This window comes from Aeromonas sp. S8(2024) (assembly GCF_041403085.1).
GTDB lineage: Bacteria > Pseudomonadota > Gammaproteobacteria > Enterobacterales > Aeromonadaceae > Aeromonas > Aeromonas dhakensis.
Map to the genome: position 1 here is coordinate 824,176 of NZ_JBGLRF010000003.1, position 19,872 is coordinate 844,047.

Genomic DNA, 19,872 nt, shown 5'->3' on the forward strand with positions numbered 1-19,872 from the left:
TTAGAAACAAAAACTTAACCTTATCACGCTAAATCCAGGGCAAGTTGGTTCACTTCGCCGGCCGCGGGCAGGCCGACCACCAATCCCAGTAGCCGAATGGGTTTGCCCTGTGCCCGCAGCAAACCTTCGTGCAACAGATCGTGAAACCGCTCCGGCTGGTAACCCCCGCGCCGGTAGACGGTGGTCTGCTGGAAATCGGCAAACTTGAGCTTGATCCCCTGCCCCATCAACTGCTCCTTACCGTGGCTGACCGAGAAACGCTGCTCCAGCTCGGGGATGAGCTGGCTGAGCACCTGCCAGCAGGCGGCCTCATCCAGCACGTCGCTGGCGAGCGTCGTCTCCACCCCTATGGTCTTGCGCACCCGCTGGGCCTGCACCGGCTGCTCGTCGTGGCCCCAGATCCGCCCGGCCAGCATCTCCCCGAGCTTGCCGAAACGGGCGATCAGCTCCTCGTTGCCGAGCTGGCGGGCATCTTCGCAGGAGTAAAGGCCGAGCGACTCCAGCCGATCCGCAGTCTTGCGACCGATGCCGGGCAACTTGCCAAGCGGCAGCTGGCGCACGAACTCATCCACCTCCTGCGGGCGGATCACGAACAGGCCGTCCGGCTTGCGCTGCTCGGAGGCGAGCTTGGCCAGAAACTTGTTCGGCGCAACCCCCGCCGAGGCGGTCAGCCCCAGCTCGGCGTTGATCGCAGCGCGGATCTCGCGGGCCATCAGGGTGGCACTGCCGCCACAGCAGGGGCTCATCGTCACGTCAAGATAGGCCTCATCGAGGGAGAGCGGCTCCACCTGCTCGGTGTAGCGCAGAAAGATGGCCCGCAGCTGGCGGGAGACCTCCTTGTAGACCGCCATCCGGCCGGGAATGAGCACCAGCGGCGGGCAGAGCTTGCGTGCCAAGGCGCTCGGCATGGCGGAGCGCACCCCGAAGCGGCGCGCCACATAGTTGCAGGTCGAGATGACACCGCGCCTGTCCGCCGAGCCGCCGATGGCCAGCGGTACCTCGCGCAGGGCCGGGTTGTCCCGCATCTCTACCGCGGCATAGAAGCAGTCCATGTCGATGTGAATGATCTTGCGCATACCACTGTACGAATAAACAGGTAACCTGCCTATGCTAACCCAGCCCTGCCATTTCTGCCATCGGCATGAAATGACGGGCCGACATAGACTCTTAAGGCACCATTTATAATCCATCGCACAAGGAGAATGAGATGAAGGGAGTCTGGCCGGGGTTGACCCTAGGGCTCTGCCTGCTGCTGCCGCAGCAGAGCAATGGCAAGGACAATCCGACCGCCGAGTGCAGCTGGTTGCACGAGCGCATCGAGGCGCTGGAGAAGGCCATCAAACAGGGGGACGAGCTGGGTACGCAGGAGGAGCTGGCACGCTGGCGGGCCGAATTCAACAAGAAGGAGTGCCAGCGCTACGACTACTGAGCGCTCGCCATAAAAAACGGGCTGACCCAAGGGTCAGCCCGTTTTGCTTTCGACATGGGTGCGAGAGCCCCTGCCCGCTCAGATGATCCGGTTCTCGGCCAGCATCTTGCGACGGGCTTCTTCCTTGGCCATCTTCTTCTTGCGGTTGTCGCAGGGTTCCGGGCAATCACACTCTTTTTCGATACCTATGCTGCCAAGTCCGCCACAGGAGCCGGAGATGGTCTTCTTCTGGAATATGTAGCCGATGGCCATGGCCACCACCACCACCAGAAACACCCCGAAGGTGATCAAAAAAATCTGCATGTTACCGCCCCTTATTTTCTAACCAGATACTGTTTGAAGGCATCGGAGTAAGACTCCTCGAAACCCTCATCCGTCTTGGTGATCACGAAAATGGCCAGCCCCCGCTCCTTGGCGTAGGCCAGGCTCTTCTCGGGTCCGAGCACCATGAACACGGTCGCCAGCCCGTCTGCAGTCATGCAGGAGGGGTGGATCACGGTCACCGACACCATCCGGTGCTGGATAGGCTTGCCGGTCATGGGATCGATGGTGTGGGAGAAGCGCTTGCCGTCCAGCTCGTAATAGTTGCGGTACTCGCCCGAGGTAGCCACCCCGTTGTCGCCCGCCACTATCACCTCCTGCACCGAGCCGGCGTTGGCAGTCGGTTTCTCGATGGCGACGCGCCAGGGGTGACCCTTGCCGTTGACGCCATTGATCCGCAATTCACCGCCGATCTCAACCAGATAGTTGCGCGAACCCAGGGACTCCAGATACTCGGCCACCTTGTCGACGCCAAAGCCCTTGGCAATGGCGGAAAGATCCACGTAGAGATCCGGGATGTCCTTTTGCAGGGTATCGGCATCGACGGAGGTGATCACGTGCAGATTGCCGAGCCCGGTCTTCTGGCGGGTCTGGGTGATCAGCTCGTCAGACGGCGTCTTGGTCGGGCGCGCATCGGGTCCGAAGCCCCACAGATTGACCAAGGGGCCGACAGTGACGTCCAGCGCCCCGCGGCTCTCACGGCCAATGTGAATGGCCTCGGTCACCACCCGCGCGGTATCGCGGGAGACCACCACGGGCGTCGAGCTGCGGTGCTGGTTGAAGCGCGACAGCTCGGAGTCCGGCCGGTAGGTCGACATCTGATCGTTCACCCGCTCCAGCAGTACATCGACTTCGGCCTGGAACTTGGCGGGATCCGTGATGACGTTGTCCGCCACCTTGATGGAATAGTAGGTACCCATGGTGCTGCCGGTGATGTGAATTTCCGGCTTCGATTGGACCGTTTGTTCCTGACCGCACCCAGTCAAGAAAAAGGCTAGCCCGAAGGCTAGCCAGGTCTTTACAACACTGTGCATTGATTAACCACCAAAGTCATCCAGCAGGATGTTCTCGTCTTCAACGCCGAGGTTTTTCAGCATGTTGATGACGGCAGCGTTCATCACGGGAGGACCGCACATGTAGAACTCGCAATCTTCCGGCGCCTCGTGGTTCTTGAGATAGTTCTCGAACAGCACGTTGTGGATGAAGCCGGTGTAGCCGTCCCAGTTGTCTTCCGGTTGCGGATCGGACAGGGCGACGTGCCACTGGAAGTTGTCGTTCTCGGCCTGCAGCATGTCGAAGTCTTCGACATAGAACATCTCGCGCTTGGAACGGGCACCGTACCAGAAGCTCATCTTGCGCTTGGTCTTCAGACGGCGCAGCTGATCGAAGATGTGGGAACGCATCGGCGCCATACCGGCACCACCACCGATGAACACCATTTCCGCGTCGGTGTCCTTGGCGAAGAACTCGCCGAACGGACCGGAGATGGTCACCTTGTCGCCCGCCTTCAGGCTGAAGATGTAGGAGGACATCTGGCCGGGAGGGGCAGTCCAGTTGCTGGGCGGCGGGGTCGCGATCCGCACGTTCAGCATGATGATGCCGAACTCTTCCGGATAGTTGGCCATGGAGTAGGCACGAATGATCGGCTCGTTGACCTTGGACTCCAGCTCGAAGATCTTGAAGCGATCCCAGTCACCGCGATATTCGGTAGGAATATCGAAGTTCTTGTACTGCACGTGGTGGGCAGGCGCTTCGATCTGGATATAACCACCGGCGCGGAACGGCACGCTCTCGCCATCGGGGATCTGCAGCTTGAGCTCCTTGATGAAGGTGGCCTTGTTGTCATTGGAGATGACGGTACATTCCCACTTCTTCACGCCGAAGATCTCTTCCGGAAGCTCGATGTCCATGTCGGAACGGACGGTGACCTGACAGGCCAGACGCTCGCCATGACGGGCTTCGCCCTTGCTGATGTGATCCAGCTCGGTCGGCAGGATGTCGCCGCCGCCGGATTTCACCCGTACCTTGCACTGACCACAGGAGCCACCGCCGCCGCAGGCAGAGGAGACGAAGATACCGCTGCCGGCCAGCACGCCGAGCAGCTTGCCACCCGCCGGGCTGGTCACAGCCTTGGCCGGGTCGCCGTTGATGCTGATTGTCACGTCACCGGCGGTTACCAGCTTGGACTTGGCGAACAGAATGACTGCCACCAAGGCCAGCAGGATCACGGTGAACATGACCACACCCAGAATAATTTCCATCTATATTTCCTTTCCGATTACAGGGAAATACCAGAGAAGGACATGAAGCCCAGCGCCATCAGACCCGCGGTGATGAAGGTGATGCCGAGGCCACGCAGGCCTTCCGGAACATCGGAGTACTTCATCTTCTCGCGGATCCCCGCCATCGCCACGATGGCAAGCATCCAGCCGGCTCCAGAACCCACGCCATACACCACGGACTCAACGAAGTTGTAGTCACGCTGCACCATGAAGGAGACGCCACCGAAGATGGCGCAGTTCACTGTGATGAGTGGCAGGAAGATACCGAGCGCGTTGTAGAGGGCCGGGAAGTACTTGTCCAGCGCCATCTCCAGGATCTGCACCAGGGCCGCGATCACCCCGATGAAGGTGATGAAGCTCAGGAAGCTGAGATCCAGACCGGACACCAGGGCACCGTCTTTGAGCACGTAGTTGTAGATCAGGTTGTTGGCCGGTACGGCCACGGTCTGAACCACGATAACGGCGACACCCAGGCCCATGGCGGTCTTGACCTTCTTGGACACCGCCAGGAAGGTACACATCCCCAGGAAGAAGGAGAGCGCCAGGTTCTCGATGAAGATCGAGCGAATCAACAGACTGATATAGTGTTCCATACCTTAATCCTTCGCCTCCACCTGCTTGGGATCCTTGGTGCGTACGCCCCAGATGATCAGACCAATGATGAAGAACGCACTCGGCGGCAGCAGCAGCAGGCCGTTCGGCACATACCAGCCACCATTGTTCACCAGCGGCAGCAGTTCGATGCCGAACCAGGTGCCGGAGCCCAGGATTTCACGCACGGTGGCCACGGTCAGCAGCACGGCGCCATAACCCAGACCGTTGCCGATACCGTCCAGGAAGGAGGGCAGCGGGGCACTCTTCATGGCGTAGGCTTCGGCACGACCCATCACGATACAGTTAGTGATGATGAGGCCGACGAACACCGACAGCTGCTTGGAGATGTCGTAGGCATACGCCTTGAGCACCTGGTCAACCACGATAACCAGCGAGGCAATCACCGCCATCTGGGCGATGATCCGCACGCTGTTCGGGATCTGGTTGCGGATCAGGGAGATGAACAGGTTGGAGAAGGCGGTGACCGCGGTAACGGCCAGCGTCATCACGAACGCAGTCTTCATCTGGCTGGTAACGGCCAGCGCGGAACAGACACCCAGCACCTGCAGTGCGATGGGGTTGTTGCCGAGCACAGGCGTCAACAGCAACTTTTTCATTTCGCTCTTGTCAGCCATTGTTGATTTCTCCTGCACGAACCTTGGCCAGGAAAGGACCGAAACCCTTGGGACCCATCCAGAAGTCGAAGGTATGCTGTACGCCGTTACCGGTCAGGGTCGCGCCGGACAGGCCGTCGATCTCATGCTCGGAACCAGCCGGAGCATGACCCTTGATCACCCGCAGCGCAGGCTGACCGTTCTGGTCGAACAGCTTCTTGCCGACGAACAGCTCGCGCCAGGCCGGGTTCTCGACTTCGCCACCCAGACCCGGGGTTTCACCGTGGTCGTAGTAGGTGATGCCCTTGATGGTCTGGCCATCGGCCGCGACCGCTACGAACGCATACATGGTAGACCACAGACCCTGGCCGTAGATCGGCAGGATGATGTTGTCGACCTTGCCTTCGGCATCTTTGGCGAAGAACACCGGGACCAGCTTGGAGATCTGACGCAGACCGGCCTTGTCGTCGGCCGGAGCCAGGCGAATGTTCTGGGCAGGATCCTTGGCGGCGACCTTGGTGTCGAAGTTGTCGGCATCGCCGTCAACGAATTCACCGGTGGCCAGATCCACCAGACGCGCTTCAATCTTGTCGCCATACAGCTTGGCCAGGTCACGCTTGGCCACGGCGCTGATGTCGACGCCGGCGACGGACAGGATGTTGCTTTGCTTGTCCAGCGCCTTGTTTTCCAGCTGGGCCGGACGCAGACCCACGGCAGCCACGGAGACCACGATGGAGCAGACCAGACACAGACCGGTCACTACGGCGAGAGTGCCGGTAGTAGAGTCTTTATTAAACGCCACGAGCGATCCTCCGCTTGATGTTCGCCTGTGCCACGAAATGGTCAAACAAGGGGGCAAACAGGTTGGCAAACAGAATGGCCAGCATCATGCCTTCCGGGAAGGCGGGGTTCACGACCCGGATCAGCACCACCATCACGCCGATCAGGGCGCCGTACCACCACTTGCCCTTGTTGGTAAAGGCAGCAGAGACGGGGTCGGTCGCCATGAAGGCCATACCGAAGGCGAAACCACCCAGCACCAGGTGCCAGTGCCACGGCATGTTGAACATGGGGTTGGTGTCGGAACCGATGACGTTGAACAGCAGGGAGGTAGCTACCATGCCGATCATCACGCCGGCGATGATGCGCCAGGAGGCGATGCGCATGTAGACGATCATGGCCGCACCCAGCAGGATCATCAGGGTGGAAACTTCACCGATGGAACCGGGCAGGTTGCCAAGGAAAGCGTCCATCCAGCTGATGCTCTGGCCGGTGGCACCGTTGATCAGCGCCATCTGGCCGCCCTGGGCCCACTGGCTCAGCGCGGTTGCGCCCGAGTAGCCGTCGACGGCAACCCAGACCGCATCACCGGAGATTTGACCAGGGTAGGCGAAGAACAGGAAAGCACGACCCGCCAGCGCCGGGTTCAGGAAGTTCTTGCCGGTACCACCGAACACTTCCTTGGCCAGCACCACACCGAAGGTGATACCCAGGGCAGCTTGCCACAGGGGCAGCTCGGGCGGCACGATCAGCGCGAACAGGATGGAGGTCACGAAGAAGCCTTCGTTGATCTCGTGCTTGCGCACCATGGCGAACAGCACTTCCCAGAAACCACCGACGATGAAGACGGTGATGTAGATCGGGAAGAAGTGGGCCGCACCGATCAGCATCTTGCTGCCGACGCCGGCCACCGCCGGATCCAGGGAGGCACCCAGCAGGGTAGCCAGGGCATATTGCCAGCTGCCGGCACCGGCGGCCGTGCCCAAGTGGGCGATGGCGGCGATGGACTGGTTGCCGACGTTGTACATGCCCCAGAACATGGCCGGGAACACGGCCAGCCACACCATGATCATCATGCGCTTCAGATCGATCGCATCACGGACGTGGGCGGCATTGCGGGTCACGGAACCCGGGGTATAAAACAGGGTGTACGCCGCTTCGAACAGGGCATAGTACTTGGCGTACTTGCCACCCGGCTCGAAGTGATGTTCCATATTTTCAAGAAGTTGCTTGAAACTCATCGCTTAACCTTCCAGTTCAATCTTGGTCAGGCACTCACGCAAGATCGGGCCGTACTCGGTCTTGCCGGGGCAGACGAAGGTACAGAGCGCCAGATCTTCCTCATCCAGCTCCAGGCAGCCGAGCGCTTGCGCATTGTCGGTATCGCCGGAGACCAGATCCCGCAGCAGCAGGGTCGGCAGGATGTCGAGCGGCATCACGCGCTCATAGTTGCCGATAGGCACCATGGAGCGGTCACTACCGTTGGTGGTGGTAGTGAAGTTGATGAGCTTGCCCTTCACCAGGTGAGAGAGGGTGGTACGGGTGATGGAGAACTTGCTGGCGCTGGGATTGACCCAACCCAGGAACTCTTTCTCGCGACCTTCACCCAGTACGCTGACCTGATTGTGGTAGCGACCCAGGTAGTCATGGACCCCTTCAGCCTTGGCACCGCTCAGCAGGGAACCGGAAATGACGCGATTCTCGTCCGCACGCAGCTCGTTGTTGGTGAGCTGGCTGATGCAGGCACCCATGCGAGTACGCAGCAGACGCGGCTTGATGACGTTCGGGCCGGCCAGGGCGATCACCTTGTCAGTATGGATCTGACCGGTGGTGAACAGCTTGCCGTAGGCGATCACGTCCTGATAGTTGATGTGCCACTGCACTTTCTTGGCACCGACAGGGTCCAGGAAGTGGATGTGGGTACCGGGCAGGCCGGCAGGGTGCGGACCGACGAACACCTCTTCCTTGACTTGCGCCAGGGAAGCGTGCGGCAGGCTGCCTTCGCCCTTGCAGACATATACGGAACCATCGGTCAGGCGGGTCAGCACGGCCAGACCGTCGAGGAACGCCTGGGACTGTTCCTTGATGATCAGCTCCGCGTCGGCGGCCAGCGGGTTGGTGTCCATGGCGGTGACAAAGATGGCACGCGGGGTGGAACCCACGGCCGGCACCTTGCTGAACGGGCGGGTACGCAACGCAGTCCATTGGCCGGACGCGACCAGGATCTCCTGCACCTTGCTGCGTTCGAGCTTAGGCAGCTCGGCACAGGCAAAATGCTCGAAGGTCACCTGCTCGTCGGACCCATCGATATCGATGACAACGGATTGCAGAATGCGCTTGGCACCACGGTTGATCTCTGAAACCACACCGGTGGCGGGGGCCGTGAATTTAACGCCGGGATTCTTCTTATCTTCGAAGAGCTCCTGACCTTTAATGACGCGATCACCTACTTTGACAAACATAGTAGGACGCATCCCCACGAACTCTTCGCCGAGTGTAGCAACACGGGTGATGGCCGGGCCATCGTAGATTACTTGCTCCGGAGCACCCAGCACGGGGATGTCCAGTCCTCTTTTAATTGTAATCATACTCACTTGCACTACCGTTAAGGGAAGACAGGTTGGTTAGCGCCGAGAAATACATCACGACGAGTTGTTGAATGAGCCCGTTGATGTTGCGGCAAGATGTCGAAGAAATAAACAAATCAGCAACATACAGAGTCATTCAAAAGCGCCTGAGTTTACCACCTATGGCAAGTTTCCTGCCATGCAAAATGGGGAAAATCCCCGCTCTATCACAAAATCATCGCAATTTAATCGCGTCGCTTTTTCTCGTGAAACCTCAGGCGCGGCCTCGAGTTAGCCACCATTACCCCAAAATGGGTAATAATTTTTATGTTCGAAAAAGGATTAGAAATCTTGATGGCGCGGTGGGAGGGCGACGCTCCCCTCATGAGTACGAAACGTCGCCGAAACAGGTTTTGAAATTGTTAACTGGTCGAAGATTAAGTAATCAATTCGTCAATAGTCTTAAGAGAGTCCGTTTTTGCTGACGCAGCTGGGGGTGCTCGGTGCCTGCTCCCGTTGTTGCCACTCCTGCTCGGTATAGGTATGCAGCGCCAATGCGTGAATGGCCCCCGCCAGCTCGTCGGCCAGCACCGCATTGACCTGACGATGACGGCCCAGCAGCCGCTGTCCTTCAAACGCCTGGCTCACCACCACCACCTTGAAGTGGCTCTCCGAGCCCGGCGCCACCCTGTGCATGTAGCTCTCGTTGATCACTTCCAGGTGGCTGGGGGACAAGGCGGCGGCCAGCTTGGCCTCGATCTGTTGTTGCATGGTCACGAGCAAAACTCCCAAAATGGATGTCCGGCCATTGTAGCCAGGGTTGGTCGGATGACGAAATCGGGCGGTGCGGGAAAATCCCGCTTGCAGCCCTGCCGGGCTGGTGAAATTCTCCGCCCCCGCTAGAATAGCGCCACTTTGCGCCCCACCGGGGCCCGTTACATGACTCAGCTGGACAATTCGCCTATGCACACCCTTCTCGACACGGCCCACTGTCGCCTGACCCTGTATCGCTATCCACGTCAGCAGCAGGATCCCTTGCAGGCCTGGGATGCCGCCGACGAGTATCTGATCAACACCCTGGCCGAGGAGCCCCTCGAGCAGGATGGCCCCGTCATCATCATGAACGACGGCTTCGGGGCGCTGGCCGCCTGTCTGCACCCTCATGCTCCTGTCTGCGTCACCGACTCCCACATCAGCGAGCGGGCTACCCTGGCCAACCTGGCAGAGAACGGCCTGGATCCCGCGGCCATCCGCCTGCAGGATGCGCTGGCTCCCCTGCCCGATGCCCCCGCACTGGTGGTGATCAAGGTCTCCAAGTATCAGGCGCTGCTGGAGCAGCAACTGCTGACCCTGCGCGGGGTCGTTACCCCTGCCACCCGCGTCATCGCCGCCGGCAAGGCCAAGGACATCCACACCTCCACCCTGGCGCTGTTTGAGAAATACCTGGGGCCGACCCGCACGTCACTCGCCTGGAAGAAGGCGCGCCTCATTCACTGCACTCCGGCCGCAGCGTCCGCCGAGCGTCCCGCGCTGGCCAACCCCTTCCCCACGGTCTGGCCACTGGAGGGCACCGACATGCTCATCCACAACCATGCCAACGTGTTCTCGCGCACCAGCCTGGATATCGGCGCCCGCTTCATGCTGGACAATCTGCCCATCCACAGTGCCCGCAAGGTGATCGATCTGGGTTGCGGCAACGGCGTGCTGGGGCTCTCCCTGCTGGCGCGTGACAGCGAGGTGGAGGTCACCTTCGTCGACGAGTCCCGCATGGCGGTCGCCTCGGCCCGGCTCAACGTCGAGCACAATCTGCCGGCGGCCCTGCCCCGCGCCCACTTTATGGTCAACAACTGTCTCGACGGCGTGCCTGCCGGTTCGGCGGATCGGATCCTCTGCAACCCGCCGTTCCATCAGTTGCAGGCCATCACAGACCACATCGCCTGGCAGATGTTCAGCGACGCCCACCGGGTGTTGCCCAAAGGGGGGGAACTCTGGATAGTGGGCAACCGTCATCTGGACTATCACAACAAGCTCAAGCGCCTGTTCGCCAACGCACAAGTCGTTGCGTCGAACAGCAAATTCGTTATTTTGAAAGCCATCAAACGTTAAACGCCATCAAACGCGAAAGGAAACCCATGATGAAAAAGTCACTCTTGCTGCTGGCCGCCCTGATGCTGGGTGGTTGTGCGACTCACTGGCCGGAGAGCGCCCTGCTCAATCCGCAGGTGATCCCCTCCAACCAGCAGTACTACTCGGGCAACCGCATCACCTTGGAAGGGGTGGACAAGCGTGAAGCCGCCTACGTCTTCTCCATCAAGAAAAAAGAGAAGGCTGCGGTACTGGTCAACAGCAGCCAGCCCCTCAACAGCCTGCTGGCGGAGAAGCTCGCCGAAGGGCTGCGCAGCCAGGGCCTGGAAGTAGGCAACAGCGGCACCACCAACCTGACTCTGGCCATCTCCACTGCCGCGGTCACGGTAGAAGAGAAGACCTTCACCTATGTCACCAAGTCCCGCGTCAGCCTGCAGGTGATCGCCGACTTCCAGGGCAGCAAGCTGACCAAGCAGTTCAACATGTCCTCCAGCAAGGAAGGCCCGGGCGAGCCGAGCATGGCCGAACTGGAGTCCACCCTGAACCAGCAGCTAGGCAGCGTACTGCAGCAGATCATGGCTGACACCGCCCTGCGCGGTTATCTCAAGGGTCAGCCGAGCTGAACAAGGAGCGAATAGATGAAAAAACTCTGGTTACTGGCCATGCTGATCGCCCCGCTGGCGTTCGCCGGCCCCAAGGTCAGGATGGAGACCAACCACGGCAACATAGTGGTGGAGCTGGCCTCCAAGCAGGCGCCGCAGACGGTGAAGAACTTCCTGCGCTACGTGGCCGATGGCAGCTATGACGGCAGCATCTTCCACCGGGTGATCCAGGACTTCGTGGTGCAGGGGGGCGGCTACAACCAGCAGTTCCAGCAACTGCCCACCTTCGACCCCGTGGTCAACGAGTCCAAGGGCGGCCTGCCCAACAAGCGCGGCAGCATCGCCATGGCCCGCACCCAGGCGGTCGACAGCGCCACTCGCCAGTTCTACTTCAACCTGGTCGACAACAACAACCTCAACGCCAATGCCGGCGCCGGTTACACCGTGTTCGGCCAGGTGGTGCAGGGCATGGAGGTACTGGACAAGCTGGCCCAGGTGCAGACCGGTTACAGCCCCATCCTGCGTGCCAACGACGTGCCCACCAGCCCCATCATCCTGAAGAAGGTGGTCCTGCTGGCGGACAAATAACGCGGAGCGGATCACAATCCGTCATCCCCGCGGTCCGGGTCGCCGGCGCCCCTTTCTATACTCTGGCCTTGCCCCGATATGCGGGGCCAGGCCCACGAGAGGAGAAGGAGGTTCCGGTGACTTGCAACGACTACATCGCCCAGCACGCCATCCCGCTGGCCCAGACGGTTCGTCACTTTCTGGCACGAGAGATCCCTTATCAGCAGCTGGAAGATCTGAGCTGGCAGCTGTTGTCCCACTGGCAGGATCTGCCCCATGTCCCCGCCGACAAGACCCCGGCCTCCGAGCAGGAGGGGGTGTTCTGGCACCTGCTGCACAGCCTGCATCAGTGGGATGAACAGCAAATCATCGCCGACGTCTGGCTGCGCCTGCAGCTGATGGAGTGCGCCAATTTCCTGACCACGGACGGGCCGCTGCCGCGCCACTGCATCGGCCTGCGCCCCTGAATATAGTGCCCTCCCCTGCCCGGCTTGCCTTGGCTATCCAACCCGAACCTGACAAAATGGCGCAATTTTCCCAGAGGAGTCAGGTATTTGAACACTGTCCGTACACCGAGCTGGCGAGACTCGCTCGCCGTCTACCTTGAGACTCGGGTTCTCATCCTGTTTGCCATGGGGTTCTCTTCCGGCCTGCCGCTGCTGCTGGTGTTCGGCACCCTCTCGTTCTGGCTGCGCGAAGCGGATGTCAGCCTGACCGACATCGGCTACATGAGCTGGGTAGCGCTGGCCTATGGCTTCAAATGGTTGTGGTCACCGCTGGTGGATCGGCTCCCGCTGCCACTGCTCTCCCGCTGGCTGGGCCGGCGCCGCAGCTGGATGCTCTTCTCCCAGTTGCTGATCGCCGCCTCGCTGGTGGGCATGGCCTTCTGCGATCCCAAGACCCAGCTCGCCCAGCTGGCCCTGTTTGCCCTGCTGGTGGCCTTCGCCTCCGCCACCCAGGACATCGTCATCGATGCCTATCGCATCGAGTCGGCCCCCGAGCGGCTGCAGGCGGCCATGGCGGCCTCCTACATGACTGGTTACCGGCTGGCGATGATCATGGCCGGGGCCGGCGCACTGGCGCTGGCCGCCTGGCTCGGCAGCAACGACGGCTACGACTATCGCGGCTGGCAGCTCACCTATCTGCTGATGGCGGGGCTGATGTCCCTCGGCGTCATCACCACCCTGTTCTGCCACGAACCCGTCATCGATCTCGCCGCCCAGAATGAACAACAGGCGGCCCGCAAAAGCCTGCTGCTCGCCCGCGGCTGGCCGGCGGGGCTGGCCGGTCTCGGCGCTTGGAGCTACGAGGCCATCTGGTGTCCGTTCGCCGATTTCTTTCGCCGTTACGGCGGCTCCGCCCTGCTGATCCTCGGGCTCATCGCCTGCTATCGCATCTCGGACGTGGTGATGGGGGTGATGTCCAACAGCTTCTATGTGGACATGCAGTTCAGCAAGACCGAGGTGGCCACCATCACCAAGGTGTACGGGGTCATCATGACGCTGGTGGGGGCCGCCCTCGGCGGCGTGCTGGTGATGCGTTTTGGCACCCTGCGCATTCTGTTCCTCGGCGCCCTGCTCACCGCCAGCACCAACCTGCTGTTTGCCCTGCTCAATGAAGTGGGCCACAACCTCGAGCTGCTGACCCTGATCATCTCGCTGGACAACCTCAGCGCCGGCATCGCCACGGCTGCCTTCGTCACCTTTTTGTCGAGCCTGACCAACGTGGCCTTCTCCGCCACCCAGTACGCCCTGTTCAGCTCGGTGATGCTGCTGCTGCCCAAGCTGCTGGCGGGCTTTTCCGGCCGCTTCGTCGAGCAGTTCGGCTACAGCAGCTTCTTCATCAGCACCAGCCTGCTCGGCATTCCGGTGCTGATCCTGATCGTGTTGGTTGCCAAACGAGGAAGTGCCTTGTTACCGCAATCGGACAAATAGCAAGCGTTTGCGTAAAATTGGGGGTGATTAGATTCACACTTCCGAATAAAGTTCCCTGGTGCTGGTTTATCCGGTGAATTTATTTGGCTAGAATCCCTTCCGCTCCTTGTGGGCAGGCTACGGAAAACCTCAACTAACGCACAAGAGACCAATAAAATGGCCAAATTTACCAAGACTCTGATCGGTGCCGGTCTGCTGGCTGCCGCCGCTACCCCGGCTTTCGCTGCTGACTACAGCGGTGACATCCACAAGAACGACTACAAGTGGATGCAGTTCAACGTCATGCACACCATCGACCAACGTCCTTTCACTGCAGGTGCTGAAGATTACAACGACACCTACTTCGAAATGGAATTCGGTGGTCGCTCCGGCCTGTTTGACCTGTACGGTTACGTCGACGTCTTCGATATCTTCGACTCCCGTCACAGCGACAAGCACAAGGGTCAGAACCTGTTCATGAAGTTTGCGCCGCGTATGTCTCTGGATGCGCTGACTGGTAAAGATCTCTCCTTCGGTCCGGTGCAAGAGGTTTACATCGCCTCTCTGAACAACATCGGCGACAACCAGATGGAAAACATGATCGGTCTGGGTGCTGATGTACAAGTGCCTTGGTTCGGCAAAGTGGGCATGAACCTGTACGCTCGTCACGCCACCGAAAACCAGTTCTTCACCGAAGAAGAGGGTGAGTGGAACGGTTACTGGTTCGCCATGAACTGGTTCAAGCCTTTCTACACCTTCAGCAACGGCAGCTTCGTCTCCTATCAGGGCTACCTGGACTACGCCTTCGATCTGGACACCCACAACCGTGCTGACCGTACCAGCGACAACCTGGCTACCTTCCACGGTATCTACTGGCACTCCGATCGCTACGCCGTCGGTTACGGCCTGAAGTACTTCATGGATGCCTACGGCACCAAAGACGGTTCCACCGCCTACGACGGTACCCCGTGGAAGAGCTCTGGCTTCAGCCACTACTTCTCCGTTACCTACAAGTTCTAATCGAACGGGCATCAGGGATACAAAAAACCGGAGCAGCTGCTCCGGTTTTTTTATGGCCAGATGGTAGCGAACAGGGAGAGCCGTGCCCTCCCCAGCCATCCATCAGTCGCGGAAATTCTGGAACTGCATCGGCTGACCCAGCTCGGCGCCACGCACCAGGGCCATGGTCTCCTGCAGATCGTCGCGCTTCTTGCCGGTGACCCGCACCTCGTCGCCCTGAATGGCGGCCTGCACCTTGATCTTGGAATCCTTGATCAGCTTCACCAGCTTCTTGGCAACTTCCTTGTCGATCCCCTGCTTGAACTTCACGGTCAGGTGGAAGCGCTTGCCGGAGTGAACGCTGTCACCCACGTCCATGGAGCTGTTCTCGATGTTGCGCTTGAGCAGGGCACCGCGCAGGATCTCGACCATCTGCTTGAGCTGGAAATCGGCATCGGCCTCCAGTTTGACCTCTTCCTTGTTCAACTCGAAGCTGGCTTCAACACCACGAAAATCGAAACGGGTCGCCAGTTCACGATTGGCGTTGTCGACGGCGTTCAACACCTCGTTCATTTTGACTTCAGAGACAATATCGAATGACGGCATAGTGGGCTCCTCATGTTGCGCTATAAGGGGGCAAATCTACCAGAATTACGGCAAATTTGCTGATTTCGATGGGACTGCTCTGCTAGAATCCCCTTCGCACAGGAATGGCGAGACCCGTTAGAACCTGTTCAGTATCTGTCGCGAGAGGTCGTCCGCAAGGTAAATCGCTGCGCAGGAGCCCGCTTGTATATGAATACATGGGCTTCCGGCTTCACATGCACAAGCCTCGTACAAGCCTTGAGCACGACCTCGCAGCAAGATCATGAACCCGTTCCAGGTGTCCGCCAGGCGACATCTTCACTTATCCCCGGCAGGTGGTTGACTGGAATGCAGCCCCTACCTTGATTGAGTCTCTCCATGCCAAGCGGATCACGCGATTACAACCTGACACACAGTCGACACACCCCCTCCCCCCAATGGACCCTGCTGGGTTGCGGCGCCCTGGGCGGTGTGTTTGCCTCCCTGTTGACTCAAAGCGGCCAGTCCACCCGCGTCTTGCTGCGCGAGCGCCACCGCGCCACCCTGCACCCCGGCATCGACTTCACCTCGCTGGAGGGCAACACCCAGCTCATCAACATCGAGCGCGGCTTCGTCGACCAGCCGGGTCAGGTCCAGCGGTTGCTGGTGATGACCAAGGCCGGCCAGGTCATCGAGGCGCTGACCCCGCTGGTGGGCCAGCTGGCAACCGACGTGCCCATCGTGCTGCTGCACAACGGCATGGGGATCGCCGAGCAGGTGGTCGCGCTGTTCCCCCATAATCCGGTCATCGCCGGCGTCACCAGCCACGGCGCCATGCAGAGCGGCCACTTCGTGTTCCGCCACACCGGCAAGGGCGAAACCTGGCTCGGCCCGGTCAACGAGGCGGCCAGAGCCCATGCCGCCCTGGCGGACGAGCTGGCGGCCGCCCTCGGCCAGGCCGGCTGGGATGAGCAGATCCAGGCGCGCCAGTGGCAGAAGCTGGCGGTCAACTGTGCCATCAACCCGCTCACCGCGCTCCACAAGCTCAAGAATGGCGAGCTGGCCGGTCCGCGCTTTGCCGATGCCCTGCAGCAGATCTGCGTGGAAGTGGCGGACGTGATGCATGCCGAAGGCCAGCCCACCGGCAGCGACGAGCTGCTGCGCCGGGTCATGACGGTGGTGGAGCTCACCGCCGACAATTACTCTTCCATGTATCAGGACATGGAGCAGGGGCGCGAGACCGAGATTGAGGCCATCACCGGCTTCCTGCTGGCCCGGGCCGCCTGCCACGGCATTGCGGTACCGGTCAATCAGGGTCTCTATCAGGCCATCAAAGAGAAGCAGTGAGCCCGAGGGCTCGCCAACGCAAGGAGCAAAGGATGAGCGTACTGGTACTGGTGGCCCCCGGGTCGGAAGAGATAGAGACGGTCGCCATCGTCGATACCCTGGTGCGCGGGGCTATAGAGGTGGTGCTCGCCTCCTGCTGCCCGGCAGGGCAGCGCCAGATCCGCGCCTCCCGCGGGGTACAACTGGTGGCGGATTGCCACCTCGACGAGCTGGCGGCTCAGGAGTTCGAGGCCATTGTGGTGCCAGGTGGCCTGCCCGGCAGCGAAGTTATCCGCGATACGCCGCGCGCCATTGCCCTGCTCAAGGCGCAGGCGGCAGCGCAGCGCTGGCGGGCAGCCATCTGCGCCGCCCCCACCGTGGTGCTGCAACACCATGCTCTGCTGGGGGATGCCAGTGCCACCTGCCATCCCGGTTTTCAGGCTCGCCTGCCCGCGGCGCAGCTCAGTACGGCGCGGGTGGTAACCGATGAGGCTCATCACCTCATCACCAGCCAGGGGCCGGGCACCGCCATCGAGTTCGCCCTCGAGCTGGTGCGGGTGCTGCGCGGTGACGAGGCCGCCCGCGCGGTGGCCGGCCCCATGGTGTTGCCCCCCTCGCTCATGCCCTGAATAAATAGCCCTCTCGCAATGACAGAGCGCCCCTTGCCAATTGGCAAGGGGCGCTCTGCTTTGAGGCGAACTGCAAGCAGTCAGCCGGTTCAGCTCCGCCTCAACTGAGCATTTCGGGCCTGAGCTGCTCCATCAGCAGGTGGTTGTCGCTGTAATCCACCGGGATGGCCACCACCGCCGGCCCGCTCACCGCCATGGCGGCGCGCAGGGTCGCCCGCAGATCCTCGGCACAGGTGACGGCAAAGCCGGCCGCCCCGAACGACTCGGCATAGGCCTTGAAGTTGATGGGGCCGAAACTCACCCCTGAGCTGCGGCTGTACTTTTTCTCCTCCTGCATCGCCACCATGTTGTAGCCGTTATCGACCCAGATGATGTGCACTATGTTGGACTTGAGCCGCACCGCGGTCTCCAGCTCCATGCTCGACTGCATGAAGCTGCCATCGCCAGACACCGAGATGATCTTCTCCCCCGGGCGCACCATGGCAGCCCCGATGGCCCAGGGCAGCGCCACCCCCATGGTCTGCTGACCGTTGGAGATGAGCACCTGGCGGGCCCGGAAGCTGTAGAGGTAGCGGGCAATCCAGATGTGGAAGCTGCCCATGTCCACGCACAGGGTCATGTCCTGCCCGATGATGTCCTGCAGCTCCTTGACGATGCGCAGCGGATGGATGGGGGTGCCCCCCAGCCGGCCGGCATGTTCGGCGAGTTGATGGCGCTGGGCGCGGATCTCGCCGAGCAGGGCAGTAATGGCCGGATCTCGCGCCAGCGGCTGATGCAGCATCCGGGTCAGCCGCGCCAGGTTGGCGCTGATGGAGCCCACCAGCTCCACCGCCGGGCAGTAGCTGCTGTCGATCTCCGCCGGCAGCGCATCGATGTGCAGCAGCTGGCGCTCGCCGGTGCCGTTCCACAACACGGGATCGTATTCGATGGGGCTGTAACCGATACAGATCACCAGATCCGCATCCTGCAGCAGCTTGTCCCCCGGCTGGTTGTTGAACAGCCCCACCCGTCCGGCGAAGTCATCGAAATGGTGGGTATCCACCACTCCGGCTGCCTGATAGGTGCCGGTCACCGGCAACCGGCTCTTGTCGAGGAAGGCGCGCACCGCGAGGGAGTTCTCCGGCCGGCTGGCCAGCAGACCGAGCAATACCACCGGCTTGCGAGCCCGCGCCAGCAGGCTCAGCGCCCGATCGATGCCGCTCTCGTCGGCTGCCCCCGGCTCCGGGATGGCGCTCGGCACCAGAATGGCGCCGTCGGTCGGCTCGTTGATGATGTCCATCGGCAGGCTGACGAAGGCCGCTCCGGGCCGCCCCAGCTCGGCACTGCGAAAGGCGTTGGCCATCACTTCGGAGAGGGCGGAGCCGGTGCCCACCTGGGCGCTGAACTTGGTGACCGGCCGGCACAGGCTGACGGTATCCAGGCTCTGGTGGGTCAGCTTGAGGCCGTCGGCCCGCCGCACGGCACCGCCCAGCGCCACCATGGCATCCCCTTCCGAGGTGGCGGTGGCAAGCCCCGTGATGAGGTTGGCGCAACCCGGCCCCGAAGTCACCAGCGCCACTCCGGCCTTGCCGGTCAGCCGGCCGACCGCGGCGGCCATGAAGGCGGCATTCGCTTCGTGACGCACCACTATGGTCTCGATGGGGGAGTCCTCCAGCGCATCGAATACCCTGTCTATCTTGGCCCCGGGAATGCCGAACACCTGCTTGACCCCCTGCGCCTCCAGATGGCGCACCACCAGTTCGGCCCCACAGGCCCAGTGTTGATTTTCCATGATGTCACTCCTTGTTAAGCGAAGGGCTCAGCCTTCGGCGGCGCGAATAGCGCGGTCCAGATCGGCGGGATTGAGGTCGGCCTGTTGAAAGGCCGGATTGCGAGGCAGCTCGATATTGAGATGTTGCACCACCGACAGCTGCAGCTGACCGTGGCCCATGGCGTAGTCGAGGATATGGCCGCCGCCCCGACGATCCTCGGTGATGAAGTGCTCGTGATAGCCCGCCACGTTGATCCCCTGCACGAAGGGCGGGCAACGAAAGCCCACCAGGGTGCCGCGCCGCTGGCTGAACGAGAACAGTGGCTGGGCCTCGATGGCCTCCAGCATGGGCTTGTAGGGGGGATGCTGGCAGGGCACGGTGCGCACCTGCGCCTGCTCGAACAGGCCGTCGAGTCGAAAGGCGACGAAGACGTTGTCGGTGCCCACCAACCGATCCACCCACTGATGGATCTCCTCGCGACTCAGGGGATGATCGAAGCGGCGCTGCAGGCAGGGGCGAAAGTGGGTCATCACCGCAAACGGGGTCTTCTGCTCCGCGCGGGCCGGACGTGCCGAGCCGTCAGCCTTGAGCTGGTGGATCTGGCGCTCGAACGCAATCAGCTCGCCGTCGAGCCGGTTGAAGGTCCCGAGGCCGAAGTCACCGTGGCGCAACAGGTCGGCCATGGTGGTCTCCCCCTCGTAAACCCCCGCTAGCAGGGCACTCATCAGGGAACTCTGGTAGACCTCGCCGCCCCCCTGGCGAGCCTGCCAGCGAGCAAACTGCTGGCTGATCTCGATGGCGCAGTCACATGATGAATTGGTTTCCATTTGGATTTCACCTCCAATCCTG

22 protein-coding genes are annotated in these 19,872 nt (G+C 61.2%); 9 read left to right on the forward strand and 13 right to left on the reverse strand.

Going from position 1 to position 19,872, the window contains the following annotated elements:
• Nucleotides 1-23: 23 nt before the first annotated feature.
• Entirely contained in the window at nucleotides 24-1,076 is a 1,053-nt protein-coding gene (gene dinB, locus ACB031_RS12590) for a DNA polymerase IV (RefSeq protein WP_371139663.1), read from the reverse strand.
• Nucleotides 1,077-1,207: 131 nt separating this feature from the next.
• Between dinB and ACB031_RS12595 the strand changes: the two genes are divergently transcribed.
• Nucleotides 1,208-1,429 carry a hypothetical protein gene (locus ACB031_RS12595; RefSeq protein WP_017779834.1) on the forward strand — a complete coding sequence of 74 codons (222 nt, stop codon included), beginning with the start codon at nucleotides 1,208-1,210 and terminating at the stop codon, nucleotides 1,427-1,429.
• Between the two features lie 78 nt (nucleotides 1,430-1,507).
• Here ACB031_RS12595 and nqrM read toward each other — a convergent pair whose 3' ends face one another.
• The 9 genes from nqrM to ACB031_RS12640 form a co-directional block, all read right to left on the reverse strand.
• A complete protein-coding gene (nqrM, locus tag ACB031_RS12600; protein ID WP_005303529.1) occupies nucleotides 1,508-1,732 on the reverse strand; it encodes a (Na+)-NQR maturation NqrM in 225 nt (74 codons plus the stop codon).
• An 11-nt stretch (nucleotides 1,733-1,743) separates the two neighbouring features.
• Nucleotides 1,744-2,784 carry an FAD:protein FMN transferase ApbE gene (locus tag ACB031_RS12605; protein WP_005303533.1) on the reverse strand — a complete coding sequence of 347 codons (1,041 nt, stop codon included), beginning with the start codon at nucleotides 2,782-2,784 and terminating at the stop codon, nucleotides 1,744-1,746.
• Between the two features lie 3 nt (nucleotides 2,785-2,787).
• Entirely contained in the window at nucleotides 2,788-4,011 is a 1,224-nt protein-coding gene (gene nqrF / locus ACB031_RS12610) for an NADH:ubiquinone reductase (Na(+)-transporting) subunit F (protein WP_005303535.1), read from the reverse strand.
• 17 nt (nucleotides 4,012-4,028) lie between these two features.
• A complete protein-coding gene (gene nqrE / locus ACB031_RS12615) occupies nucleotides 4,029-4,625 on the reverse strand; it encodes an NADH:ubiquinone reductase (Na(+)-transporting) subunit E (protein WP_017764094.1) in 597 nt (198 codons plus the stop codon).
• A 3-nt stretch (nucleotides 4,626-4,628) separates the two neighbouring features.
• Nucleotides 4,629-5,261: an NADH:ubiquinone reductase (Na(+)-transporting) subunit D gene (locus tag ACB031_RS12620; protein ID WP_005303545.1), complete on the reverse strand. Its 633-nt coding sequence runs from the start codon at nucleotides 5,259-5,261 to the stop codon at nucleotides 4,629-4,631.
• Nucleotides 5,254-6,042 carry a Na(+)-translocating NADH-quinone reductase subunit C gene (locus ACB031_RS12625; RefSeq protein WP_005303548.1) on the reverse strand — a complete coding sequence of 263 codons (789 nt, stop codon included), beginning with the start codon at nucleotides 6,040-6,042 and terminating at the stop codon, nucleotides 5,254-5,256. Before ACB031_RS12625 ends, ACB031_RS12620 begins: the two co-directional genes overlap by 8 nt.
• Nucleotides 6,032-7,261, reverse strand: a complete 1,230-nt coding sequence (locus ACB031_RS12630; protein ID WP_005303550.1) for an NADH:ubiquinone reductase (Na(+)-transporting) subunit B — start codon at nucleotides 7,259-7,261, stop codon at nucleotides 6,032-6,034. Before ACB031_RS12630 ends, ACB031_RS12625 begins: the two co-directional genes overlap by 11 nt.
• A 3-nt stretch (nucleotides 7,262-7,264) precedes the next feature.
• Complete coding sequence (locus tag ACB031_RS12635) at nucleotides 7,265-8,608, reverse strand: Na(+)-translocating NADH-quinone reductase subunit A (RefSeq protein WP_005303554.1); 1,344 nt, start codon at nucleotides 8,606-8,608, stop codon at nucleotides 7,265-7,267.
• 441 nt (nucleotides 8,609-9,049) lie between these two features.
• Nucleotides 9,050-9,358, reverse strand: a complete 309-nt coding sequence (locus ACB031_RS12640; RefSeq protein ID WP_005303561.1) for a BolA family transcriptional regulator — start codon at nucleotides 9,356-9,358, stop codon at nucleotides 9,050-9,052.
• A 192-nt stretch (nucleotides 9,359-9,550) separates the two neighbouring features.
• Between ACB031_RS12640 and ACB031_RS12645 the strand changes: the two genes are divergently transcribed.
• From ACB031_RS12645 to ACB031_RS12670, 6 genes are all read left to right on the forward strand, one after another.
• A complete protein-coding gene (locus ACB031_RS12645) occupies nucleotides 9,551-10,693 on the forward strand; it encodes a methyltransferase (RefSeq protein WP_371139664.1) in 1,143 nt (380 codons plus the stop codon).
• Nucleotides 10,694-10,722: 29 nt separating this feature from the next.
• Nucleotides 10,723-11,295: a YajG family lipoprotein gene (locus ACB031_RS12650; RefSeq protein ID WP_010634807.1), complete on the forward strand. Its 573-nt coding sequence runs from the start codon at nucleotides 10,723-10,725 to the stop codon at nucleotides 11,293-11,295.
• Nucleotides 11,296-11,310: 15 nt separating this feature from the next.
• Nucleotides 11,311-11,862, forward strand: a complete 552-nt coding sequence (locus tag ACB031_RS12655; protein WP_005303575.1) for a peptidylprolyl isomerase — start codon at nucleotides 11,311-11,313, stop codon at nucleotides 11,860-11,862.
• Between the two features lie 116 nt (nucleotides 11,863-11,978).
• On the forward strand, nucleotides 11,979-12,308 hold the full coding sequence (locus ACB031_RS12660; RefSeq protein ID WP_017764090.1) for a hypothetical protein: 330 nt from the start codon (nucleotides 11,979-11,981) through the stop codon (nucleotides 12,306-12,308).
• 87 nt (nucleotides 12,309-12,395) lie between these two features.
• Nucleotides 12,396-13,775 (forward strand): MFS transporter, encoded by a 1,380-nt coding sequence (locus ACB031_RS12665; protein ID WP_065018144.1) that lies wholly within the window; start codon nucleotides 12,396-12,398, stop codon nucleotides 13,773-13,775.
• A gap of 156 nt (nucleotides 13,776-13,931) precedes the next feature.
• On the forward strand, nucleotides 13,932-14,774 hold the full coding sequence (locus ACB031_RS12670; protein WP_005303585.1) for an outer membrane protein OmpK: 843 nt from the start codon (nucleotides 13,932-13,934) through the stop codon (nucleotides 14,772-14,774).
• 102 nt (nucleotides 14,775-14,876) lie between these two features.
• On the opposite strand, the gene ACB031_RS12675 is transcribed toward ACB031_RS12670, so the two are convergent.
• On the reverse strand, nucleotides 14,877-15,359 hold the full coding sequence (locus ACB031_RS12675) for a YajQ family cyclic di-GMP-binding protein (RefSeq protein ID WP_005303589.1): 483 nt from the start codon (nucleotides 15,357-15,359) through the stop codon (nucleotides 14,877-14,879).
• Between the two features lie 357 nt (nucleotides 15,360-15,716).
• On the opposite strand from ACB031_RS12675, the gene ACB031_RS12680 reads away from it, so the two are divergent.
• A complete protein-coding gene (locus ACB031_RS12680; RefSeq protein ID WP_371139665.1) occupies nucleotides 15,717-16,664 on the forward strand; it encodes a ketopantoate reductase family protein in 948 nt (315 codons plus the stop codon).
• A gap of 32 nt (nucleotides 16,665-16,696) precedes the next feature.
• A complete protein-coding gene (locus ACB031_RS12685) occupies nucleotides 16,697-17,272 on the forward strand; it encodes a DJ-1 family glyoxalase III (RefSeq protein WP_371139666.1) in 576 nt (191 codons plus the stop codon).
• 100 nt (nucleotides 17,273-17,372) lie between these two features.
• Here ACB031_RS12685 and alsS read toward each other — a convergent pair whose 3' ends face one another.
• Nucleotides 17,373-19,043 (reverse strand): acetolactate synthase AlsS, encoded by a 1,671-nt coding sequence (alsS, locus tag ACB031_RS12690; RefSeq protein WP_017764087.1) that lies wholly within the window; start codon nucleotides 19,041-19,043, stop codon nucleotides 17,373-17,375.
• A 27-nt stretch (nucleotides 19,044-19,070) separates the two neighbouring features.
• Complete coding sequence (budA, locus tag ACB031_RS12695; RefSeq protein WP_010634814.1) at nucleotides 19,071-19,850, reverse strand: acetolactate decarboxylase; 780 nt, start codon at nucleotides 19,848-19,850, stop codon at nucleotides 19,071-19,073.
• Nucleotides 19,851-19,872 lie beyond the last annotated feature (22 nt).

Bases quoted from the DNA above. Each gene is read 5' to 3' on its own strand.
- dinB (WP_371139663.1), bottom strand. From the start codon at position 1,076: ATGCGCAAGATCATTCACATCGACATGGACTGCTTCTATGCCGCGGTA.
- ACB031_RS12595 (WP_017779834.1), top strand. From the start codon at position 1,208: ATGAAGGGAGTCTGGCCGGGGTTGACCCTAGGGCTCTGCCTGCTGCTG.
- nqrM (WP_005303529.1), bottom strand. From the start codon at position 1,732: ATGCAGATTTTTTTGATCACCTTCGGGGTGTTTCTGGTGGTGGTGGTG.
- ACB031_RS12605 (WP_005303533.1), bottom strand. From the start codon at position 2,784: ATGCACAGTGTTGTAAAGACCTGGCTAGCCTTCGGGCTAGCCTTTTTC.
- nqrF (WP_005303535.1), bottom strand. From the start codon at position 4,011: ATGGAAATTATTCTGGGTGTGGTCATGTTCACCGTGATCCTGCTGGCC.
- nqrE (WP_017764094.1), bottom strand. From the start codon at position 4,625: ATGGAACACTATATCAGTCTGTTGATTCGCTCGATCTTCATCGAGAAC.
- ACB031_RS12620 (WP_005303545.1), bottom strand. From the start codon at position 5,261: ATGGCTGACAAGAGCGAAATGAAAAAGTTGCTGTTGACGCCTGTGCTC.
- ACB031_RS12630 (WP_005303550.1), bottom strand. From the start codon at position 7,261: ATGAGTTTCAAGCAACTTCTTGAAAATATGGAACATCACTTCGAGCCG.
- ACB031_RS12635 (WP_005303554.1), bottom strand. From the start codon at position 8,608: ATGATTACAATTAAAAGAGGACTGGACATCCCCGTGCTGGGTGCTCCG.
- ACB031_RS12640 (WP_005303561.1), bottom strand. From the start codon at position 9,358: ATGCAACAACAGATCGAGGCCAAGCTGGCCGCCGCCTTGTCCCCCAGC.
- ACB031_RS12645 (WP_371139664.1), top strand. From the start codon at position 9,551: ATGCACACCCTTCTCGACACGGCCCACTGTCGCCTGACCCTGTATCGC.
- ACB031_RS12650 (WP_010634807.1), top strand. From the start codon at position 10,723: ATGAAAAAGTCACTCTTGCTGCTGGCCGCCCTGATGCTGGGTGGTTGT.
- ACB031_RS12655 (WP_005303575.1), top strand. From the start codon at position 11,311: ATGAAAAAACTCTGGTTACTGGCCATGCTGATCGCCCCGCTGGCGTTC.
- ACB031_RS12670 (WP_005303585.1), top strand. From the start codon at position 13,932: ATGGCCAAATTTACCAAGACTCTGATCGGTGCCGGTCTGCTGGCTGCC.
- ACB031_RS12675 (WP_005303589.1), bottom strand. From the start codon at position 15,359: ATGCCGTCATTCGATATTGTCTCTGAAGTCAAAATGAACGAGGTGTTG.
- ACB031_RS12680 (WP_371139665.1), top strand. From the start codon at position 15,717: ATGCCAAGCGGATCACGCGATTACAACCTGACACACAGTCGACACACC.
- ACB031_RS12685 (WP_371139666.1), top strand. From the start codon at position 16,697: ATGAGCGTACTGGTACTGGTGGCCCCCGGGTCGGAAGAGATAGAGACG.
- alsS (WP_017764087.1), bottom strand. From the start codon at position 19,043: ATGGAAAATCAACACTGGGCCTGTGGGGCCGAACTGGTGGTGCGCCAT.
- budA (WP_010634814.1), bottom strand. From the start codon at position 19,850: ATGGAAACCAATTCATCATGTGACTGCGCCATCGAGATCAGCCAGCAG.